This window comes from Alteromonas genovensis (assembly GCF_010500895.1).
GTDB classification, from domain to species: domain Bacteria; phylum Pseudomonadota; class Gammaproteobacteria; order Enterobacterales; family Alteromonadaceae; genus Alteromonas; species Alteromonas genovensis.
In genome coordinates, this window is record NZ_JAAAWO010000017.1 from 1 (window position 1) to 18,363 (window position 18,363).

Sequence of the window (18,363 nt, forward strand, 5' to 3'; positions counted from 1 at the left end):
TCGATCAACTGCTTGTAACTCATGGTAACTACTCTTGTTTTTTGGCGATTACAGAGTACCACCAACAGGCAGTTGATCTCTTCTCACCATTTAACCAAGAGTGGTGCACTTATTATCTGAATTCGGGATACAATAAAACGCTCACATTGGATCTAATGTGAGTAACACTCTTTTTTCGCCTTTTGCTACAGGACATGAACGATGCACGGCCCCTAACGACTCATGCCAAGCTTCACCTTTTAGCATACCTACCTCAAACGTATTCATTGTTTGAATGTCGTTGTGTTTGTAGTACATACCAAAATTCGTTTGAGATACGTGCTGCTGACTTTCAGCAAAAGGCGTTGACCGCAATTGCTCTAGCGGAAGCCACTGAGTTCCAGCTCCAATGTACGTGTTTACAAGGCGTACGGGTATATTATCTCGATGAAAGCTAGGGCACATTGCTGAGGTAAGCGGCACCAGCCGAAGACCCACTTCTTTGCAATCGAACAAACATGTGAGCATGTCGGTCAGTAAATAAATATCTTCGATAACGTCAGCTTTACCATCGTGCTCAGGCAACATAGTGTCTAGTTGCTGCTTAAGGGTATTAACCTCAAACATGGCTTTAATGCCTAACCCTAGCGATGTAAAAACCGCTTCAAAGTAGCCAGTGATAGCATCATTTTTCACTCGCTCCCAAATAGCGACGCTTTTTGTATCGCAGATAATATCGCCAAGTACGATAGGAGACTGTCCACTGCTCCAAGAGCATATATTGTTTTCTTTCAATGCAAGCATGTTAGTGCCCCCAGGATGGAAATGGCCGGATAACGCTGACCACTCAAAAACGCCCACAACAATGTTATAACATAACAATAAAGATTTATATTGTAAACGGTGTAACCACTCATAAATGGCAATGATGAATTTAATTGCGAGCAAAAAGTAAAGGCATGTGAGGAGATGGCGCACCTGGCGCGATTCGAACGCGCGACCTTCGGCTTCGGAGGCCGACACTCTATCCAGCTGAGCTACAGGTGCTAAAAATGACGTTTGCAGAAATTAATGAATGTTAATAAACACATTAGCAAACGCGGCGTAATGATACTTAGGCCATGGGCAGGCATCAACTAGTTTGTTCTTTTCTTTCTATCTAATCGATGTTCGATTGTTAAAAATCCTTACTTTTTATAGGTAATTGGATTCTAATAGTTGTTCAGCCGCCATTTACCGTTATAATCTGGCCAGTTATATTTTAAACAAATTCATCATTGCCTGGAGACAGATGTGAAATTAAAGACTTGGTTAACTGTTGCTGCTACGGCGCTAACTATTTTTGCGGCTCAAGCGCAAGAAATGAGTAACGATGAAATTGCAGATCGTATTAAGCCACTTGGTAAAGTACACGTTGCCGGTGCCGCTGCACAAGGCGATACCGCTGCTGCAGGCGGAGCAAAATCTGGCGAAGATATTTACAACTCTGCATGCGTAGCGTGTCACAGCGCAGGCGTACTTGGTGCTCCTAAATTTCAGGTAGCCGCTGATTGGCAACCTCGCCTAGACGACCGTGGTCTTGACGGCGTATGGAAAAACGCAATTAACGGTATTAACGCAATGCCTCCAATGGGTACGTGTGGAAACTGTTCAGAAGACGATATTAAAGCCGCAATCGAGTATATGATTGAAGGCATTTAAACTGTTAGTTCATAGTTTAAGCTGTTTGAAAAATTAGCGTTTTTTCGGTGGATGAGGTAAGTTATTCCGCTACATAAAATGTTAGTTTTTTATTGGCGAGTGGAATGTCATCAAATTCGACACAATCTGAGCTGTCTGAAGAAGAGCTGCGGGAGCTCATACCGCAGCTTCAACAGCTTACAGATAAGTACAAGCGTGCTGAACGTGTTCAGAAGGCGCTTTTTGATATTTCAGAGCTCGCCAGTTCAGTTAGTAATCTAAATCACCTCTATACGTCTATTCATGAAATCATTGGCGATTTTATGAATGCAGATAACTTTTACGTCGCTTTTTACGACCCTGAAAGCAACATTGTCGATTTTTCCTATTTCGTTGATGAATTTGACGAGCAGACGGTGCGTCAGCTTCCTGCGGAATCGTTAATGGACGGCATGACCGGTTATATTCTTAAGTCGGGTAATCATCTTTTTTACAAGCGTGACGAAGAACATAAGTTTGCTGAAGAACTTGGCTTTAAGCTAGTCGGCTCTCCCCCTTATGAATTATGCGGCGTTCCACTTAAGCGCGGCAGCCAAGTTATTGGGGCTATGGTTGTGCAAACTTACGATGAAGGTGTGCACTACAACCAAGAAGATTTAGAAGTACTGCTATTTGTATCACAGCATATTGTTACCACTGTAGACCGTGTTAAAAACCGTGAGCTAACCGAACGCACCATTCGTGATAGAACCCGTCAGCTACGAAGAACTAACGATGACTTACAAGAAGAAATTCTTGAACGCCAAAAGGTAGAATCGTTACAACAAGCATTGTTTGAGATATCCGAGCTCGCAGCTAACCTTGAAGGCGACATGAACGTGTTTTATTCAAGTTTACATGAGATTCTTGCAAGGCTGATAAGCGCACCAAACTGCTATATAGCGATTGTGGATAAGGCTCAAAATAAACTTGAGTTCCCGTATTTTAGTGACATCAACCAAGCAACCATTGACCCTAGACCGCTAAGTCTAGGATTAACAGAGTTTGTGCTTCGCACGGGACAGGCAGAGCTAATTAACCCACCTCGGGTGCTGCAGCTTGCTGAAAGTGGTGAGCTTGATGTGACTGTGGCGCAGAAAATGTTGAAAAGTGCGAACTCCTGGTTGGGCTCTCCACTTGTGGTAGATGGCGATATAGCGGGTGTAATTGCCGTTCAAACCTATGGAAAACACGCCAAGTACACCGCTCGTGATCAAGAGCTTTTACGCTTTGTATCCCACCATATTGCGGTGGCTATGGAGCGCAAAAGTAATACGGAAGCCATTCAACAGTACAACACGCAACTTGAAGAGCGAGTAAAGGAGCGCACCGCTGAGCTTAATCGCGCCAACTCGTTTTTACAGCAACAAATAGACGAACGTAAAGAGATTGAGCTTAAACTCATTCACGATGCCCACCACGATTCGCTAACCGACTTGCCAAACCGAGCAATGTTTACAAGCCGCTTAGAACTTGCGGTAGCTAGCAAACAGCGTTACAGCGAAAATATGTTTGCCGTTTTGTTTATCGACCTAGACCGCTTTAAAGTGATTAACGATACCCTTGGTCACCATGCTGGCGATGAATTTTTAATTGAAGTTTCTAAGCGCATTGCACTGTGTATTCGAGGCCACGATTTACTGGCTCGATTAGGCGGCGATGAGTTTGTTGTGCTACTCGATAACTTTGATGACAACGCAGATGTTGAAGAAGTAGCAAGTCGTATTATCTCCTCAATATCAGAGCCTTTCCTACTTGATGGCCGTGAAATGTATTCCGGTGCGAGTATTGGTATCGCTCATTTGGAGCGCTATTACAATAGTGCTGATGAGGTACTGCGCGACGCCGATGCCGCTATGTACCAAGCTAAAACACTTGGCCGCGGACGCTTTGTAATGTTCGATAAGAGCATGCGGCAACGCTTAATTGAAGAGCTTGAACTAGAAAACGAATTTAGACGCGCTCTTAGAGACGAAGAGTTTGATTTTTTCTTACAACCCGTCATCAACCTTATCGACAACAGCATTTTGTATAAGGAAATGTACGTACGCTGGTCGCACCCTACTTACGGTAAAATTGCGAGAGAGCAATTTCGACAAGTAGCGGATCATAGTGGATTAACTATCGATTTAGATCTCTTCCAGTTAGCTAAGGCATGTGAGCTAATAAAGCGCTTTGAAGACACCGACGAAGCGATTGAGCGCATAGCTGTTAATGTATCTATTAATCATTTGCTACAACCTTCAATGGTTAATCACATGACCGAGGTTATTGCCGACTCGGGCATTAAAGCAAGTCGATTAGTGTTTGAGTTCGATGAGAATGATTTGAATCGCCGCTCGCAGTTTATACTGCCAGCCATTAAAAAGTTAAAACGCGCTGGCGTAACGCTGGTACTTGATAACTTTGGTAGTGGTTTAGCCTCGCTGAGCTACCTATTTGCCTATCCCTTTGACTTTATTAAAATTGACCATCGATTCGTGAAATCGTTACCAAGGTCTCAGCGTAACCTCAAACTTATTCAGTCGGTTATGTTAATTTCAGAACACTTAAAGTTTAATGTGATTGCAGAAGGCGTAGATTCGCCCGCTCAGCTTAGTGCATTAAACGATATTGAATGTGTATATGGTCAAGGTAAAACACTGCAGCGCGCCGTTGTTTTAGATATGACTAAAGCAACTGACTGAGCCCCGCAAAGTTAGTTAGTAAGCGCTCACATTACACTACTTTTTGCCCAAAATATCTCTTAGGTTTGCAATACCCACCTGAGCCTTTTGTTGACGCTCTTCTTTAGACGCTTTGGGCTTTTGATTTTCCCATTGAATATCATCTGGCGGCAGTTCGAACAAGAACCGGCTGGGCTCTGGCTGAATCACCTCACCAAACTGCCTGCGCTCTTTCGCTAAACTAAATATTAACTCTCGTTGCGCCCGCGTTATGCCTACGTAGGCTAATCGTCGCTCTTCTTCTACATTGTCTTCATCTACACTGCTTTGATGGGGTAACAATCCCTCTTCCATTCCCACAAGAAACACAATAGGAAACTCTAGTCCTTTTGAGGCGTGCAACGTCATTAGCTGAACTTGGTCGCTTTCACCATCTTCTTCGCCACGCTCCATCATATCGCGAAGTATGAGACGATTTACTACCTCTGTGAGGGTCATCGGAGCATCAAGGTCGTTACCCTCAAGCATATCGGTAACCCAGCCAAAAAGTGTACTTACATTGGCCATGGCCATTTCAGCAGCTTTAGGACTTGCGCTCGACTCGTAAAGCCACTCTTCATAACCCATCGTACGTATCATGCTCCTTACTGCATCTGCCGTGTTGCCGCGCTCTGTATTATCAGATAGCTCTACGACCCATCGGGCAAAACCCGACACCGAATGAAACGCTTTATCGGGCAATACGCTGTTTAGGTTGCTGTGTGTTGCAGCCTCAAACATGGACACACCCAGGCTATTTGCAAAATTGCCGAGTTTTTCCAGTGTGGCTCGGCCAATACCGCGACCCGGAGTGTTGATAATACGCAGCAGTGCATTGTCATCGTCTTGATTCACCAACAGCCTCAAGTACGCCATGATGTCTTTCACTTCGGTGCGCCCAAAGAACGACATGCCTCCACTTATTTTGTAAGGAATGCGGTTGCTCATTAGTAGTTTTTCGAACAAACGACTTTGGTGATTACCACGGTATAATATAGCGTAATCTTTGAACTTGGTTCGGTTCATAAATTTATGGGCTAATAGCTCTGCTATCACGCGCTCAGCTTCATGTTCTTCGTTTTTGGCTTCAATAACTTTTAACGTTTCACCGTAGTGAAGTTCTGAAAACAAGGTTTTATCGAATAAATGGGGGTTGTTCTGAATTAAGATATTCGCGCAATGCAGTATACGCCCCGAAGAGCGATAGTTTTGCTGCAGCTTAATAACGTTTAAACGGGGAAAGTCTTTTTGCAATAAATTCAGGTTTTGTGGCTTGGCCCCACGCCAAGAATAAATAGATTGGTCGTCATCGCCTACCACGGTAAAACGAGAGCGCTCACCAACAAGTAGCTTCACCAATTCATACTGACTGGTGTTGGTATCTTGATACTCATCAACCAGTAGGTAACGTATTTTGTTTTGCCACTTGGCTCGAACTTCCTCGTTTGTTTTCAATAACAACGTAGGTAATAAGATAAGATCGTCAAAGTCCAAGGCATTATAGGCTTTTAAATTGTCTTGATAGCGTCTATAGGCCTGCGCAAACTCTTGCTCGCCAGTGCTCTGAGCTTGCTTTAATAAGGCATCGGGCAGCACCAAATCGTTTTTCCAATTTGAAATACAGCTTTGCAATAGCTTCAACTGGTCTTTATCACCGTCTAAGGTGTCGGCGGTAAGGTCGGTTAAAAGAGAAAGAGAGTCTTTGTCATCAAATAAGGAAAAGCCTGGCTTTAGCCCTAAGTCTTTCACGTGAGATTTAATAATATTTAGACCAAGGGTGTGAAACGTTGAAACCTTAAGTCCTCGCGCCTCTGGCTTGCCTAAGGTTTGCGCCACCCGCTCTTTCATCTCTCGTGCTGCTTTATTGGTAAAGGTTACTGCTGCGATATAGCGAGCAGGCATGTCACAGTTTCTAACTAAATGAGCTATCTTGTTGGTGATTACACGAGTTTTACCACTGCCTGCTCCGGCTAATACTAAGCATGGGCCCGATACGAAAGTAACGGCAGACTCTTGAGCTTCATTTAGTTTCATTTTTTTCCTAAAACAGGGTTAACAGGCAGTACATGCATAGTTCGTAGTTTTGATTGCATGTCGTGTCGATACCGATAGAATAGTGACACTATTTGAGCTGCGTATTATAAGGGAAATCCATGTTGGATCCGAAAAAACTCGAAGATTTGGCTAAACAGATTGCTGATGCCGTTCCACCGGGCGTAAAAAATATGGCCGAAGGCGCAGAAACACGAGTTAAAACTGTGTTGCAGTCTCAGCTTTCTAAACTCGACTTGGTGACTCGTGAAGAGTTTGATATTCAAAGCCAGGTGCTGATTAGAACTCGCGAAAAGCTAGAGGCGATGGAAGCTCGTATTGCCGAGCTTGAAACCAAACTTAATGGCTAATAGCCTAGACAGCCAATAATCTCGATGTACACAAAGGCACTTTTTAGTGCCTTTTTTATGGTTCACTGACTTTAGCTAATAAAGCAGGTAGTTAACCGCCAATCCTACGGTAATTGATAAGCCCACTAAATGGTTTTCTAAAAACGCGGTAAAGCAGCCATCTCGTTGTTTTCGCTTAATAAATTGATACTGCCTGACACACAGAAGCGCTGCAAATAACACCGCTACAAAATAAGGCCATGCCGCCTCAATGGTTAAGCCAACACACCATAAAGTCACCAGTGTAAAAACCTGCAGCGCCATCACAATCATTACATCGTACTGACCGAACAATATGGCGGAAGACTTTACGCCTATCTTAAGGTCGTCATCTCTATCGACCATGGCGTACATAGTGTCGTAGGCCACTGTCCAGGTAAGATTTGCGATAAATAACCACCAGCCATAAGCGGGTACAGTTTCTAAAACCGCCATAAACGCCATTGGAATAGCCCAGCCAAATGCAGCACCAAGTACCACCTGCGGCAGGTGCGTGTAGCGTTTCATAAATGGGTATGATGCGGCCAGCAGCAGCGCCACAACCGACAGTGCGATAGTCTGCCAATTGAGAAATAACACGAGCACAAACGCGATACCTATTAATAGCGCAAACAGCTGCAATGCTTGCTTAGCAGTTACCTCACCAGTAGCAAGAGGGCGTGTGGCAGTGCGCTTAACACTGCCATCAACTTTTCTATCTGCATAGTCGTTAATAACGCATCCCGCACAGCGCATAACAACAACACCAGCAATAAAAATAGCGGCTATATCAAGGGCTGGCATACCTTGTGAGGCAATAAGCAGTGCCCATAATGTGGGCCACAGTAAAAGGTAAAACCCGATGGGTTTGTCTAGGCGCATTAGGCGGGCATAAGCGCCCCAGTTGTGCTGTGTCATACTCTCGTTTCTCTTTTTATCACCTGTTTCTGCCCTTCATTTTGCGCGTAGGCCGGAGAGCCAGGAAGGAACACTTCTGCAACAATCAAATGATGCGACTCAAAGGTAAACACAGACCGCCTACCCCACAAGTTTTGCTTTGTATCGTTCTTTAACTGCGAGTCTGATGGTTCAGCTAGGTGCTGAGAAAACTGCTCAAAAGGTAGCGTACACACTTGAAACTCAGAGCGTATAAACCGCTTATCGTTGAACAATCGTTTGCCTAATGGCTCACTGCCTAAGTTAGATAGCTCTGCTTCGATAATAGCTTGAGGGATGACTGAGCGTGCAAATACCCAAGGCTGTTCATCACCACACAATACAATCTCTCGTATTTGATAGGTTGTTTGGCCGTTCGCTTGTAATAAGAATAACTCAGTGCTGTGAGGCTCTAACGTTTGCTGGCCTAACAGTTGGAGCGAAAATTCACCGCAGGCCGATTGCACCCTTTCGGTTAACGAGCCAGTATCTAACAACCAGCCTTTTAGCGTTGGCTCAGGTATGTTTGCTTCTGCTAAGGAAAGCCAATTAACGGCAAGACCAACGGGAAAGTCGGCGGTAAGACTCACTTTAAAGCACCCATTTACAAAGACTCACTGTACAAAACCTACTAGAAAAAACTCACTGCTGGCGCCATTCACACAGCTTCTGAACTGGCAACATCATAACATTTATTTTTGCGCTGTAATCTTCAGGAAAAGCTAAACTGTATATTTCCATCACTTTGATTGTAAGCCTTTGGCAGACATTTTTTGCTTATTAACCTGAATCCTGTTTAAAGAATGGTGCAAGCATTTGTTCTATAAAATATAAATTAAAATTTCAAACTCAGTACTGCTAGAAATGCGAAGTGCAAGGCGCAAAAGTCACGTACTAGTTGTTCTATTACTTACTTTTGCAACGCAGTAATTCGCGTTTCTAGTGGTGCTGAGCGCCGTTTCTTAAACAGGATTCAGGTTTATTAAGATGCGTACTACTTTTGCAGTAGTGCGTTTAACCTCAGCTTTGCTACAATAAGGCTGATTTTAACTTATCCTTTTTTCGGTTCTTACCATGCTTAAGTCTTTAATTTTACGTTGTTTAGCAATAACTGCGCTTTTACTGAGCGCTTCGTTTAGCGCTCAAGCACAAGAGAAAGCCAACTTTGCCTATATTGGCTTAGAGCCAGAAATCGTCACTAACTACATTAGCGACAGTGCGCGTAAACTTGGTTATGTTCGTGTACAGGTTGAACTCATGGTATACGACATAGAGCAGCTGGAAATTGCGGAGCATCACATGCCGCTTTTACGCTCTACTGCTATCGAAATATTTGGTCAACAGCCCGCTGAAAAAGTAAAGTCTCTTACGGGCCGTGAAGACATTCGATTAGCGCTTTTAAAAGCATTAAAAGAGCACATGAAAGAAGAGACTGGCGGCGAAGTGATCAAAAACGTGATATTTACCAAGTATCTATATCAAGGCGATTAATCTACACAAGACCGATTGCTCGCTAGCGTTCTTATCCAGGCTTTTTGGAACCTAAGCTAAGCATCGCAGCCAATAAGCATCCGGTGATCAAGCCCGCCGTATGCGCTGCGTTTGCCATGTTTACTCCCAATACGTTAGCAAAGAATGTATCTGCAAAGCCAAGTACTAGCCACACCAACATAAAGCCGACAATAGAGTTCGGTAACGATACTCCCCAACTTGGGCGCAGCCAACCTAGCCACCACACGAATCCCATAACGGCATATACAACACCAGAAAGGCCACCAAATAGAAATAGGTTAGCCTGCACTGGCTCACTAAATAGCGCCTGAGCCGCATTAGATATTACCGCTGAAACTATAAAAACAATGATGAGCATAGTAACACCAAAAGTACGCTCTATTTTGGCGCCAAGCATACTCCACCACAATAAATTAAACACAATGTGCAACGCATTGAAATGTATGAACGCTGGCCCTAATAGCCGCCACCACTGATGATTTTCTGCCAGCAGGCCAAAAGGCTGCATCAGCAAATGTTGTGCAATAGGCGCAAATAGTCCTAGCAAAGATAAGCCGTATACCAATAAGCACAAAATAAACACCAAAGACGTAAATGGCGCTGAAATAGCATTTGCGGCGATGTGTTTAACGGAAAACCCGCTGGGCGACGCTGCTAGCTGAACATTTTGACCATTATCCCATGCTGCCTGCTGGTATTTTGGGTGGCCTGGGTTTGCAATAAAGTCTTTAGCAATAAGCTCTGCTTGCACGGTGTGCTCAGCATCATCAATAAGTACAACAAACTCTGACGATGCAGGCTGCTGTGATGAAGCCTGTTGTTTAACAGAAGCAGTAACCCCTTGGCTATTGAGATAATTGGCGAGAAGGTGCGCAGCACTTTGCTGATTGAACGCGATTAATGGTTGGCCCATAGGCTGAGGTAGCTCCAAAACACATGACTCGAAATACCGAATCTAATAAATATGAATACAATAAACATGGGTGTAAAAAGGAGAATAACACGAAAAACCGGCCTATTGATTCGACAAGTCTATCTATTGAACAAGTGTATTGATAAAGCGTTATCAGGGAAAGGGTAAAAAACAAAGGTGCTCATCTCATCACACCCTAAGGCGTTTTGAAATGAGCACCTTCACAAATTGGGTGGTTTACTCGGTTTCTACTGGGTTAGCTAAACGCCAGGCCTCAAAGCCCCCATCCATACTGTACACCGTTTCAAAACCTTGCTGCGCGATAACTTGCGCAGCTTGCTGACTGCTTACACCGTGATAACACACTACAACAACAGGCGTGTCTTTTGGCGTTTGCTCTACAAACGTAGCGAAATTGTCATTGTTCAGCGGCGCTGCGTTAGGCATGTGCCCGTTCGCGTAAGATTGTGGATCGCGAATATCAACAATAGATACCGTACCCGAAAAATCAGCAACGTCTTGCACGCTGATGTGAGAAAATGTACTCATTATTGCCAGTCCAAAATAACTTTACCTGATTGCCCTGACCCCATGGTATCAAACCCTTTCTGAAAGTCATCTACGCTATAAGTATGAGTAATGATTGGGGTAAGGTCTAAACCGCTTTGAAGCAGGCTTGCCATTTTGTACCAGGTTTCAAACATTTCGCGACCGTAAATGCCTTTGATCACGAGTCCTTTGAAGATAACCTGGTTCCAATCGATAGCCACATCACTAGGTGGAATACCTAGCATGGCAACCTTACCGCCGTGATTCATTTTATTTAGCATATCGCGAAGCGCAACGGGCACGCCCGACATTTCGAGCCCCACATCAAAGCCTTCTGTCATCCCTAAGTCGTTCATGACATCTTTCAGGTCTTCTTTAGACACATCGACAGCGCGAGTAGCGCCCATTTTTTCAGCAAGGGCTAGACGATATGGATTGATGTCTGTAATCACAACGTGACGCGCGCCCACGTGCTTTGCAACCGCTGCTGCCATAATACCAATGGGTCCCGCGCCGGTAATAAGCACGTCTTCACCAACAAGATCAAAACTTAGCGCGGTGTGCACGGCATTGCCGAACGGGTCGAAAATTGACGCAAGTTCATCGCTGATATTATGAGGTATTTTAAAGGCATTAAATGCGGGAATAACCAAAAACTCAGCAAAGGCGCCAGGGCGATTAACGCCTACCCCTTCGGTGTTGCGACAAAGGTGTCTGCGACCCGCTCTGCAGTTACGACAATGACCACAGGTAATATGACCTTCACCAGAGACTCTGTCGCCTATTTCGAAGCCTTTAACTTCTTGACCCATTCCAACTACTTCACCCACATATTCATGACCCACAACCATGGGCACGGGAATAGTGTTTTGTGACCATTCGTCCCAGTTGTAAATATGCATATCGGTGCCGCAGATAGCGGTTTTGCGAATTTTTATCAACAGGTCGTTGTGTCCCACCTCGGGTTTTGGCGAATCTTCTAACCAAATGCCGCGCTCGGCTTTCGCTTTTACCAATGACTTCATGAAATCACTCCCATTTCGCGGCCAATTTCAATGAACGCATCAATGGCTTTGTCTACATGCTCAATAGAGTGCCCCGCAGACATTTGGGTGCGAATTCGCGCCTGCCCTTTTGGTACCACGGGATAAGAGAACCCAATAACGTAAATACCTTTCTCTAACAGCTTGTCTGCCATGTCACTCGCTAAACGCGCATCGCCAAGCATAACTGGGATGATAGCGTGGTCTTTACCTGATAGCGTAAAGCCAGCGTCTTCCATACGACTGCGGAAATGTTCTGCGTTGCGCCATAGTTTGGCTCGCAGTTCATCGCCCTCTTTCATCATTTCAAATACTTTAAGCGACGCTGCCACAATAGGAGGCGCTACAGAGTTTGAAAACAAGTAAGGGCGTGAACGCTGGCGCAACCACTCAACCACTTCTTTTTTACCCGACGTATAACCACCTGATGCACCACCAAGTGCTTTGCCCAGTGTACCGGTAATAATATCTACGCGGTCTAGAACGCCACAATATTCGTGACTTCCGCGACCGTTTTCACCAAGAAAGCCGGTAGCATGGCAATCGTCAATCATTACCATGGCATCGTATTTATCTGCGAGGTCGCAAATAGAGGCTAAATCGGCGATTACGCCGTCCATAGAAAATACGCCATCGGTAGCAATAACTTTAAAGCGTGCGCCCTCTTCGCTTGCCTTGATGAGCTGCTCTTCTAATGCTGCCATGTCGTTATTTGCATAGCGGTAACGTCTTGCTTTGCTCAAGCGAACGCCATCAATGATGCTTGCATGATTAAGGGCATCTGAAATAATGGCATCTTCTGGACCAAGAATGGTTTCAAACAACCCACCGTTTGCGTCAAAACAAGACGGATAAAGAATGGTGTCTTCTGTGCCTAAGAATTCGCTGATAGACGTTTCAAGCTGCTTGTGAATATCCTGCGTGCCGCAAATAAATCGTACGGAGGCTACGCCGAAGCCGTGAGAGTCCAGACCGTCCTTAGCTGCCTTAATGAGGCTTTCATTATTTGCTAGCCCAAGATAGTTATTGGCGCAGAAGTTAACGACATGGTCACCGTTAGCCACATCGATATCAGCTTGCTGCTGAGATGTGATCACGCGTTCTTTTTTATATAAACCATCTTGTTTGGTGGCTTCAATTTGCGATTGCAAATGGGAAATAAATGCCGCTGACATGCCGTTCTCCGAAATTCGTAAAAGGATATTTTAGTAAAAGCCTACAGGTGGGTATACAGTGATGCGCTCTATTTAATAGGAAAGCCGATGAAGTGTGTAAATTATTTAGCACACCTTGCCATATACGCTAGCTGTTAGTCGTTACGCTTGAGGTGGTTTCCAATAACCATTTTCAACATTTGTGCTCAGTACGCTCCAAATATGTTGCTCTGGAATAGGCCTACTTATCATATAGCCTTGCCCGTAGTCGCAATCAAATTCGCAAAGCAAATCGTACTGCGCCTGTGTCTCTATGCCCTCGGCAACCACCTGCATTCCCATATTACGCACCATAGATACTGTGGAATTCACAATATTTCTATCGTCGGCATCGTCGGTAATATTTGAAACAAAAGAGCGATCGATTTTAATAAAATCTGCCGGCAAAGACTTGAGATAACTCAGTGAAGAATAACCGGTGCCAAAGTCATCAATAGCCAACATGCAACCCATTTCATGAATAGTGTTCATAATAGCGCGGGCTCTTTTGATATCAGAGACTAACACCGTTTCTGTAAGCTCTAGACATATCTGCTCAGGCGCCAGTTCGTTGCGCTGTATTTGCTGCTGTAGATAATCGGGTAAGCTAGGATCGATAAATTGCCCTGCCGACACATTAATGGCCAGTTTCATATTGCGATAACCGCTATGACCGAGCTCTTGAGTAAGGGAGCAAGCTCTAGCGATAACCCAGTAGTCTAACTCAAGCATAAAAGTGGTATTTTCTAATAGCGGTATGAAATCGGCAGGCGAAATTGCACCTTTGGTTGGATGGAACCAACGAAGCAGCGCCTCAAAGCCTATGAGTTTACCTGTATGCATTTCTATTTGTGGTTGCAAGGCAAGACTAAACTGATTACCTCTCAGTGCTTCACGGGCCTCAGATTCTAGCTCCACCTTTTGCATTACCGCTAAATTCATTTTCGCTTCGTACACTCGGTAGGCTGCACCTTGCTTTGACTTTGCTGCATACATCGCAATATCAGCGTGTCGCAATAGCTCAACGGGTGTGGCTTGAGCATGGCTTGTAATGGCAATACCTATGCTCACAGAGATATAGAATTTTTGACCATTGATGACAATGGGTTCGGCAAATTCATTGAGCAGTTTATTAGCAATAAGGTCGACCTGAGAGCGACTCTCAATGTCTGAAAGCAATACTACAAACTCATCGCCACCAAAGCGAGAGGCAATGTCTGTTTCCCGAATAGGCCGTGATATTCGCATGGCCGCGGCTCTCAACAGCGCATCACCTACATCGTGACCGTGGCTATCGTTCACTTTCTTAAAGTCATCTAGGTCCATGAACATGAGAGCAACAAGCTTTTCATCGCGAAATGAACGGGCTAACTGCTTCTCAATTTGAAACGTCAGCATGTTCCGATTGGGCAAGCCAGTCAGCACATCGAACATGGCCATTTTTTCTAGCTTGGCGGTATTAATTGCCATTTGACCATCAAAGTCTTCAAGCTGCTTTGCCAGGTTATTCGCCGCGCTTTCTACAACGTCTAATTCATCTACTAGCTTTACACTCGACGTCTTTCGCTGTTTGGCGGCGTTAGCATGAAATTCAGTAAATTTGTGCTCTGCCAACATGGGAAGACGCTCGCTAATAGACAACAAACGCTGGTTGTATCCATTCAAAAATAGGTAAAGCAATATTGAAAAGATAACAAACAAAATAACGGCCGAGCCAACAACGATGGCTTGATATTGATTGGCCTGCTGAACGGCTGCAGTGACATCTTGCACAAGTAGCAGATAGGGACGATTGGCGTTGCCTTTTGAAAATGGTAGCAAGCTAACAAGCAGCTGCTCTTTATTCAGGGTTATATTGCTGCCCCTTGTGACTAAGCGATTCACCGACCAGTCAGCAGGTAGCCCAGTAAAAACCTGCTGTAAATACTCTCGATTCGCTGCAGACAATTGACTGGATAGCGTCAACGAGGGTGTGCTGGCCTTGTTAGCATTTTCGGCGTTGGTTGGCGCTGATTGCCCGGTTGGAAAGGGTTGCGTAATTTGCACAATCGCAACTTTGTGAACTCCCGCCGCCCGGTTAAATAGGTAAAGCAGCTCGCGCATTGAGGTAGATACCACTACAACAGGTACGGTATCGCTGCCGCTCATAATGGGAATAGACATATAATGAGTACAAACTTTATCGCAGACAATAGTTGAACGGCTTTCGAAGTTGGCTCGGGTTGAGCTGACTAATTGGGCGACTGCTTCACGAGAGTGGCTCATGTTGGTGCCCACGACACCAGACTCATCAAACAACAAAAGCTCTTCTACTTGGAAGTTAAGGGTGAAGTATTCTGAAAGGTTTTGAAGTGTACGTTGAAGCTCATCGAGGTTTTTGCTTTGTAAATCCCGCTGCTGACTTACAATATCAATAAGGCTTATCATGCGGTTATGCAGCACCTCCTCGAAAAGCCGGATACGCCGCTGGTGACTTATCTGGTTTTCTTTTTGCTGCAAAAGCAAACTCGCTTCCGACTCTTGTATCAGCACCACCGAGATCACTACGGTGACGGTTAGCACCATCGCCATTAATATAGCAATCGTTTTAGTGGTGAATGATACCTGCACCTTCATATTACTCATTACCACCAATACATCAGTTGTAGCGACCACATTTGCCAGTTTTTATCCGCTTGATCCGCTACATTTCGGTCTAGCAAACTCACTACCCGCGTCGCGCCTTCAACCCAATGGTATTCCCCCTGCAAACGCCATTTTGGCGCAATATCCCAACGCAAGCCCAAGGTGGTAGTGTCTTGGTAACCAAAGTACGCAGGTACGGCACCGTTAGACAATTGCTCCAGACGTTTTCCGTCTCTGTCGTTAACATCATTGACGTAAGTGTCGTAACCTATAAGCCCGCTAAACTGACTATTGAACAAATACCTAAACTGAACAAAGCCACCATCACCGCGACGCTTATCGTTAAAGTCTGGCGCAAATAAGCCCCTGCTATGCTGGGATTCTGAAAGCAGCTCCATCGACACTTCCCAATGCTCAGCAAAATACTGGGTTGAAAGCATAAAGCGTTCAACATTAGCCTCGCCTGCTAAACGATTGTCCTGTTGTGATGGGGTATAGCTAAAGTCAGAGTTAAGCCAGCTGACGCCCACTTTCCACGCCATAGAAGCAGGCTGCCAAAATACACTCGCTTGGTGAACAAAATCTTGCTTCGCCTCACCGTTCGCCTCTTCTCCTAATAAAAAGTCTCGTTGTGACGAATTGATGTTAGAGCGCCCATAGCTCCAGTTCAATTCCCAAATAGTGCTTTGCCCATAGTGAGTAAAACTGGTCAATATGCCGTTGCTGCCAAGTGCCACATCGCGAAAACCATCAAAATAAACAGATTGAGGCAGTACTGCGGTGTAGCGAGTTTGCGGCACATCACGGGTGACAGAGTAAAGCCAATGTCTGTTTTTAAACCGCCCGGCGTGAATATGAGCTTGCCACCCATTCCCTAAGTTAGGGAGCTTCCAGTCAACAAATAGGTAATCAAGCCGTGCTCCTTGTTCAAACCTGTTCCCGCCATCCAGATAATTAATTTGCCCTGCAATAGATAAATTTTCGGACAATCTGTAAAGCCCGTTAATACCAATTTCGGTAAGCTCACCAGTAACAGCGTCGCCATCTGTTATAAAGCTACTGTTATTAGACTGAGTAACCCCCTGGGAAGCGTACCCATGCCATGCGAAATCCGACTCTGCTGAAAAAACAGCGAAGCTGCTCACTAACAACGAAAAATAGAGTAATCCTTTCATTTTTCTTCTACCTCAATACGGCGCAGCTTAACGATATCGTCTTTATCACCATAGCCGATAGCTCCCTCTGTTGACTCTAGTGCTTCAATTAAAGCGTCATATGATGACACTCTTACGGGCGTAACACCTTGCCCTGAATAGGTTAGCTGATCCCATAAGCGAGATAGCTGATAAGGAAACATCTGCAATATGTCACGGCAAAACTGCTTATGTAATTCGTTGTTATCTTGTAATACAAAAACGGTAATTTTTTTGCCGTTTTGCCAGTGCTGGCGGTGACCTGTAAAAATTTGGCGAAGCTCAGAGCGGTTCAATTGAGATATGGAGACGCTCTCGTGCGCCATAACCTTCAAGTCACCGGCGTATGAAAAAGAAGATGTCGCAACAAGAGACACAACAATAAGAAATGTACGATAAGAAATTTGAGATAAAGACTCTAAGAGCCGCCTTATCGAGGGCGTTTTCATTCAGTAACAGCTCCCTGTTTTTAAACAAAAGCACAGTGCAATGGATGGTTAGTTAACTACAGTTTAGATAAAAGCTGAACAATTTACCCATTAAAAAATACGCTATGCGATATATGGATGAACTTTTTCTTTTACTTGCTCGAAAGAAATTCTTTGCATGAGGGTATCGCCTTTCGCTCGTGCGCCCCAAGGCAATTCTTGCCACGCCTTGCCTTTTTGCTCTTTAATGCATTCATCGTAAACCGATGCGACATCGTTGAGATTATTATAAGGCCCAGTTCGCTGTGGGTTTGAATGAGCGTAAAGCCCCACAACCGGCGTATCAACAGTGGTCGCCATATGTGCGGGGCCTGTGTCTGGCGCAATGACAAGCGCGGCGTGTTTAAGCAACATAAGCAGCTGATGCAGCGACGTTTTCCCCGTAAAATCTTGCAAGGTAACACCTGCTCTTTGCTTTATTGCATCTGCAGTTTCGCGGTCTAAACTCCCCGGACCGCCGCACAATATCACGTTCACATTGTTGTTTTGAATATATTCGGCAATACGCGCGTATTGTTCTGGTAACCAATTCCGCTCAGCTTTACTTGCGGCAGGGGCAATAACTACATAGTTACCAAGGGCTTTTGCCTGTTGTAACCCCCATTCCCTATCTTCATTGGAAACCGGAATACGCCAAGCTGGTTTGTCTACACTAGGTACGCCTAATGCATCTGCAAAACCCATAAACCCATCGAGTACGTGAGCATGCTGATTTGCCGATATGCGTTTATTGGCGAATAGCCAATGCAGCTCTTTACTACGAGCCCAATCAAAGCCTATACGCTGCTTTGCTTTAATAACGCGAGACGCTAAGTTTGCTCGCAAAGCCACCTGCATCATTAACAAGGCATCAAACACCTCGCCTTTTACCGCCTGCTTAAGGTCTTTTACTGCCGCTTTACCGCGCTTTTTATCAAAAATGATAAAGCGTATATTAGGCATGAGTTTTACGAGCTGATGCTCAACTTTTCCTATCACCCAGGTTATGTGGGCATCGGGCCATTGAGTTTGAATTCGAGTGACCATAGCAACCGCATGACACACGTCGCCGATAGCAGATAAACGCATTATACAAATCTTTTTTCCCA

Annotated in this window: 16 protein-coding genes and 1 tRNA gene; 4 read left to right on the forward strand and 13 right to left on the reverse strand. The window is 44.8% G+C overall.

The annotated features are described in order from the left end of the window. Nucleotides 1–141: 141 nt before the first annotated feature. Together GTQ48_RS16915 and GTQ48_RS16920 are read right to left on the reverse strand one after the other, a co-directional pair. A complete protein-coding gene (locus GTQ48_RS16915) occupies nt 142–783 on the reverse strand; it encodes a DUF1826 domain-containing protein (protein WP_163107722.1) in 642 nt (213 codons plus the stop codon). Nucleotides 784–949: 166 nt separating this feature from the next. Next, nucleotides 950–1,026: transfer RNA gene (locus GTQ48_RS16920), tRNA-Arg, on the reverse strand. 246 nt (nt 1,027–1,272) lie between these two features. On the opposite strand from GTQ48_RS16920, the gene GTQ48_RS16925 reads away from it, so the two are divergent. Continuing rightward, complete coding sequence (locus GTQ48_RS16925) at nt 1,273–1,680, forward strand: c-type cytochrome (RefSeq protein WP_163107723.1); 408 nt, start codon at nt 1,273–1,275, stop codon at nt 1,678–1,680. Between the two features lie 104 nt (nt 1,681–1,784). Further along, nucleotides 1,785–4,385 carry a sensor domain-containing phosphodiesterase gene (locus GTQ48_RS16930; RefSeq protein ID WP_163107724.1) on the forward strand — a complete coding sequence of 867 codons (2,601 nt, stop codon included), beginning with the start codon at nt 1,785–1,787 and terminating at the stop codon, nt 4,383–4,385. Between the two features lie 36 nt (nt 4,386–4,421). Here the strand turns inward: GTQ48_RS16930 and rep are convergent, their stop codons facing one another. Further along, nucleotides 4,422–6,437, reverse strand: a complete 2,016-nt coding sequence (rep, locus tag GTQ48_RS16935; protein WP_163107725.1) for a DNA helicase Rep — start codon at nt 6,435–6,437, stop codon at nt 4,422–4,424. 119 nt (nt 6,438–6,556) lie between these two features. Here rep and ubiK point away from each other — a divergent pair, with 119 nt between their 5' ends. After that, the gene (ubiK, locus tag GTQ48_RS16940) at nt 6,557–6,805 is read left to right on the forward strand and encodes a ubiquinone biosynthesis accessory factor UbiK (protein WP_032094737.1); all 249 of its coding nucleotides are present in this window, start codon (nt 6,557–6,559) and stop codon (nt 6,803–6,805) included. A gap of 75 nt (nt 6,806–6,880) precedes the next feature. Here ubiK and ubiA read toward each other — a convergent pair whose 3' ends face one another. Beyond that, nucleotides 6,881–7,741 (reverse strand): 4-hydroxybenzoate octaprenyltransferase, encoded by an 861-nt coding sequence (gene ubiA, locus GTQ48_RS16945; protein WP_163107726.1) that lies wholly within the window; start codon nt 7,739–7,741, stop codon nt 6,881–6,883. Next, the gene (locus tag GTQ48_RS16950) at nt 7,738–8,349 is read right to left on the reverse strand and encodes a chorismate lyase (RefSeq protein ID WP_163107727.1); all 612 of its coding nucleotides are present in this window, start codon (nt 8,347–8,349) and stop codon (nt 7,738–7,740) included. Before GTQ48_RS16950 ends, ubiA begins: the two co-directional genes overlap by 4 nt. A 484-nt stretch (nt 8,350–8,833) precedes the next feature. Here GTQ48_RS16950 and GTQ48_RS16955 point away from each other — a divergent pair, with 484 nt between their 5' ends. Then, nucleotides 8,834–9,250, forward strand: coding sequence for a flagellar basal body-associated protein FliL (locus GTQ48_RS16955; RefSeq protein WP_163107728.1), 417 nt, complete (start codon nt 8,834–8,836; stop codon nt 9,248–9,250). Nucleotides 9,251–9,281: 31 nt separating this feature from the next. On the opposite strand, the gene glpG is transcribed toward GTQ48_RS16955, so the two are convergent. The 8 genes from glpG to GTQ48_RS16995 all read right to left on the reverse strand — a co-directional run bounded on the left by glpG (nt 9,282) and on the right by GTQ48_RS16995 (nt 18,343). Continuing rightward, entirely contained in the window at nt 9,282–10,184 is a 903-nt protein-coding gene (gene glpG / locus GTQ48_RS16960) for a rhomboid family intramembrane serine protease GlpG (protein ID WP_163107729.1), read from the reverse strand. A 237-nt stretch (nt 10,185–10,421) separates the two neighbouring features. After that, nucleotides 10,422–10,733, reverse strand: a complete 312-nt coding sequence (gene glpE / locus GTQ48_RS16965; RefSeq protein WP_032094742.1) for a thiosulfate sulfurtransferase GlpE — start codon at nt 10,731–10,733, stop codon at nt 10,422–10,424. Next, nucleotides 10,733–11,758 (reverse strand): L-threonine 3-dehydrogenase, encoded by a 1,026-nt coding sequence (gene tdh / locus GTQ48_RS16970; protein ID WP_032094743.1) that lies wholly within the window; start codon nt 11,756–11,758, stop codon nt 10,733–10,735. Before tdh ends, glpE begins: the two co-directional genes overlap by 1 nt. Continuing rightward, nucleotides 11,755–12,951 carry a glycine C-acetyltransferase gene (locus tag GTQ48_RS16975; protein WP_163107730.1) on the reverse strand — a complete coding sequence of 399 codons (1,197 nt, stop codon included), beginning with the start codon at nt 12,949–12,951 and terminating at the stop codon, nt 11,755–11,757. Before GTQ48_RS16975 ends, tdh begins: the two co-directional genes overlap by 4 nt. Nucleotides 12,952–13,092: 141 nt before the next feature. Beyond that, nucleotides 13,093–15,585 (reverse strand): putative bifunctional diguanylate cyclase/phosphodiesterase, encoded by a 2,493-nt coding sequence (locus tag GTQ48_RS16980; protein WP_163107753.1) that lies wholly within the window; start codon nt 15,583–15,585, stop codon nt 13,093–13,095. Between the two features lie 8 nt (nt 15,586–15,593). Continuing rightward, nucleotides 15,594–16,769 (reverse strand): hypothetical protein, encoded by a 1,176-nt coding sequence (locus GTQ48_RS16985; RefSeq protein WP_163107731.1) that lies wholly within the window; start codon nt 16,767–16,769, stop codon nt 15,594–15,596. Then, a complete protein-coding gene (locus GTQ48_RS16990; RefSeq protein ID WP_163107732.1) occupies nt 16,766–17,236 on the reverse strand; it encodes a hypothetical protein in 471 nt (156 codons plus the stop codon). The genes GTQ48_RS16985 and GTQ48_RS16990 overlap by 4 nt, the downstream gene beginning before the upstream one ends. A gap of 102 nt (nt 17,237–17,338) precedes the next feature. Next, nucleotides 17,339–18,343, reverse strand: coding sequence for a glycosyltransferase family 9 protein (locus tag GTQ48_RS16995; protein WP_163107733.1), 1,005 nt, complete (start codon nt 18,341–18,343; stop codon nt 17,339–17,341). Nucleotides 18,344–18,363: the final 20 nt, after the last annotated feature.

Excerpts from the sequence above, each read along its gene's own strand:
- GTQ48_RS16985 (WP_163107731.1), bottom strand. The coding sequence starts at position 16,769 with ATGAAAGGATTACTCTATTTTTCGTTGTTAGTGAGCAGCTTCGCTGTT.
- GTQ48_RS16980 (WP_163107753.1), bottom strand. The coding sequence starts at position 15,585 with ATGAAGGTGCAGGTATCATTCACCACTAAAACGATTGCTATATTAATG.
- GTQ48_RS16930 (WP_163107724.1), top strand. The coding sequence starts at position 1,785 with ATGTCATCAAATTCGACACAATCTGAGCTGTCTGAAGAAGAGCTGCGG.
- GTQ48_RS16975 (WP_163107730.1), bottom strand. The coding sequence starts at position 12,951 with ATGTCAGCGGCATTTATTTCCCATTTGCAATCGCAAATTGAAGCCACC.
- glpG (WP_163107729.1), bottom strand. The coding sequence starts at position 10,184 with ATGGGCCAACCATTAATCGCGTTCAATCAGCAAAGTGCTGCGCACCTT.
- tdh (WP_032094743.1), bottom strand. The coding sequence starts at position 11,758 with ATGAAGTCATTGGTAAAAGCGAAAGCCGAGCGCGGCATTTGGTTAGAA.
- GTQ48_RS16955 (WP_163107728.1), top strand. The coding sequence starts at position 8,834 with ATGCTTAAGTCTTTAATTTTACGTTGTTTAGCAATAACTGCGCTTTTA.
- glpE (WP_032094742.1), bottom strand. The coding sequence starts at position 10,733 with ATGAGTACATTTTCTCACATCAGCGTGCAAGACGTTGCTGATTTTTCG.
- rep (WP_163107725.1), bottom strand. The coding sequence starts at position 6,437 with ATGAAACTAAATGAAGCTCAAGAGTCTGCCGTTACTTTCGTATCGGGC.
- ubiA (WP_163107726.1), bottom strand. The coding sequence starts at position 7,741 with ATGACACAGCACAACTGGGGCGCTTATGCCCGCCTAATGCGCCTAGAC.
- GTQ48_RS16990 (WP_163107732.1), bottom strand. The coding sequence starts at position 17,236 with ATGAAAACGCCCTCGATAAGGCGGCTCTTAGAGTCTTTATCTCAAATT.
- ubiK (WP_032094737.1), top strand. The coding sequence starts at position 6,557 with ATGTTGGATCCGAAAAAACTCGAAGATTTGGCTAAACAGATTGCTGAT.
- GTQ48_RS16915 (WP_163107722.1), bottom strand. The coding sequence starts at position 783 with ATGCTTGCATTGAAAGAAAACAATATATGCTCTTGGAGCAGTGGACAG.
- GTQ48_RS16995 (WP_163107733.1), bottom strand. The coding sequence starts at position 18,343 with ATGCGTTTATCTGCTATCGGCGACGTGTGTCATGCGGTTGCTATGGTC.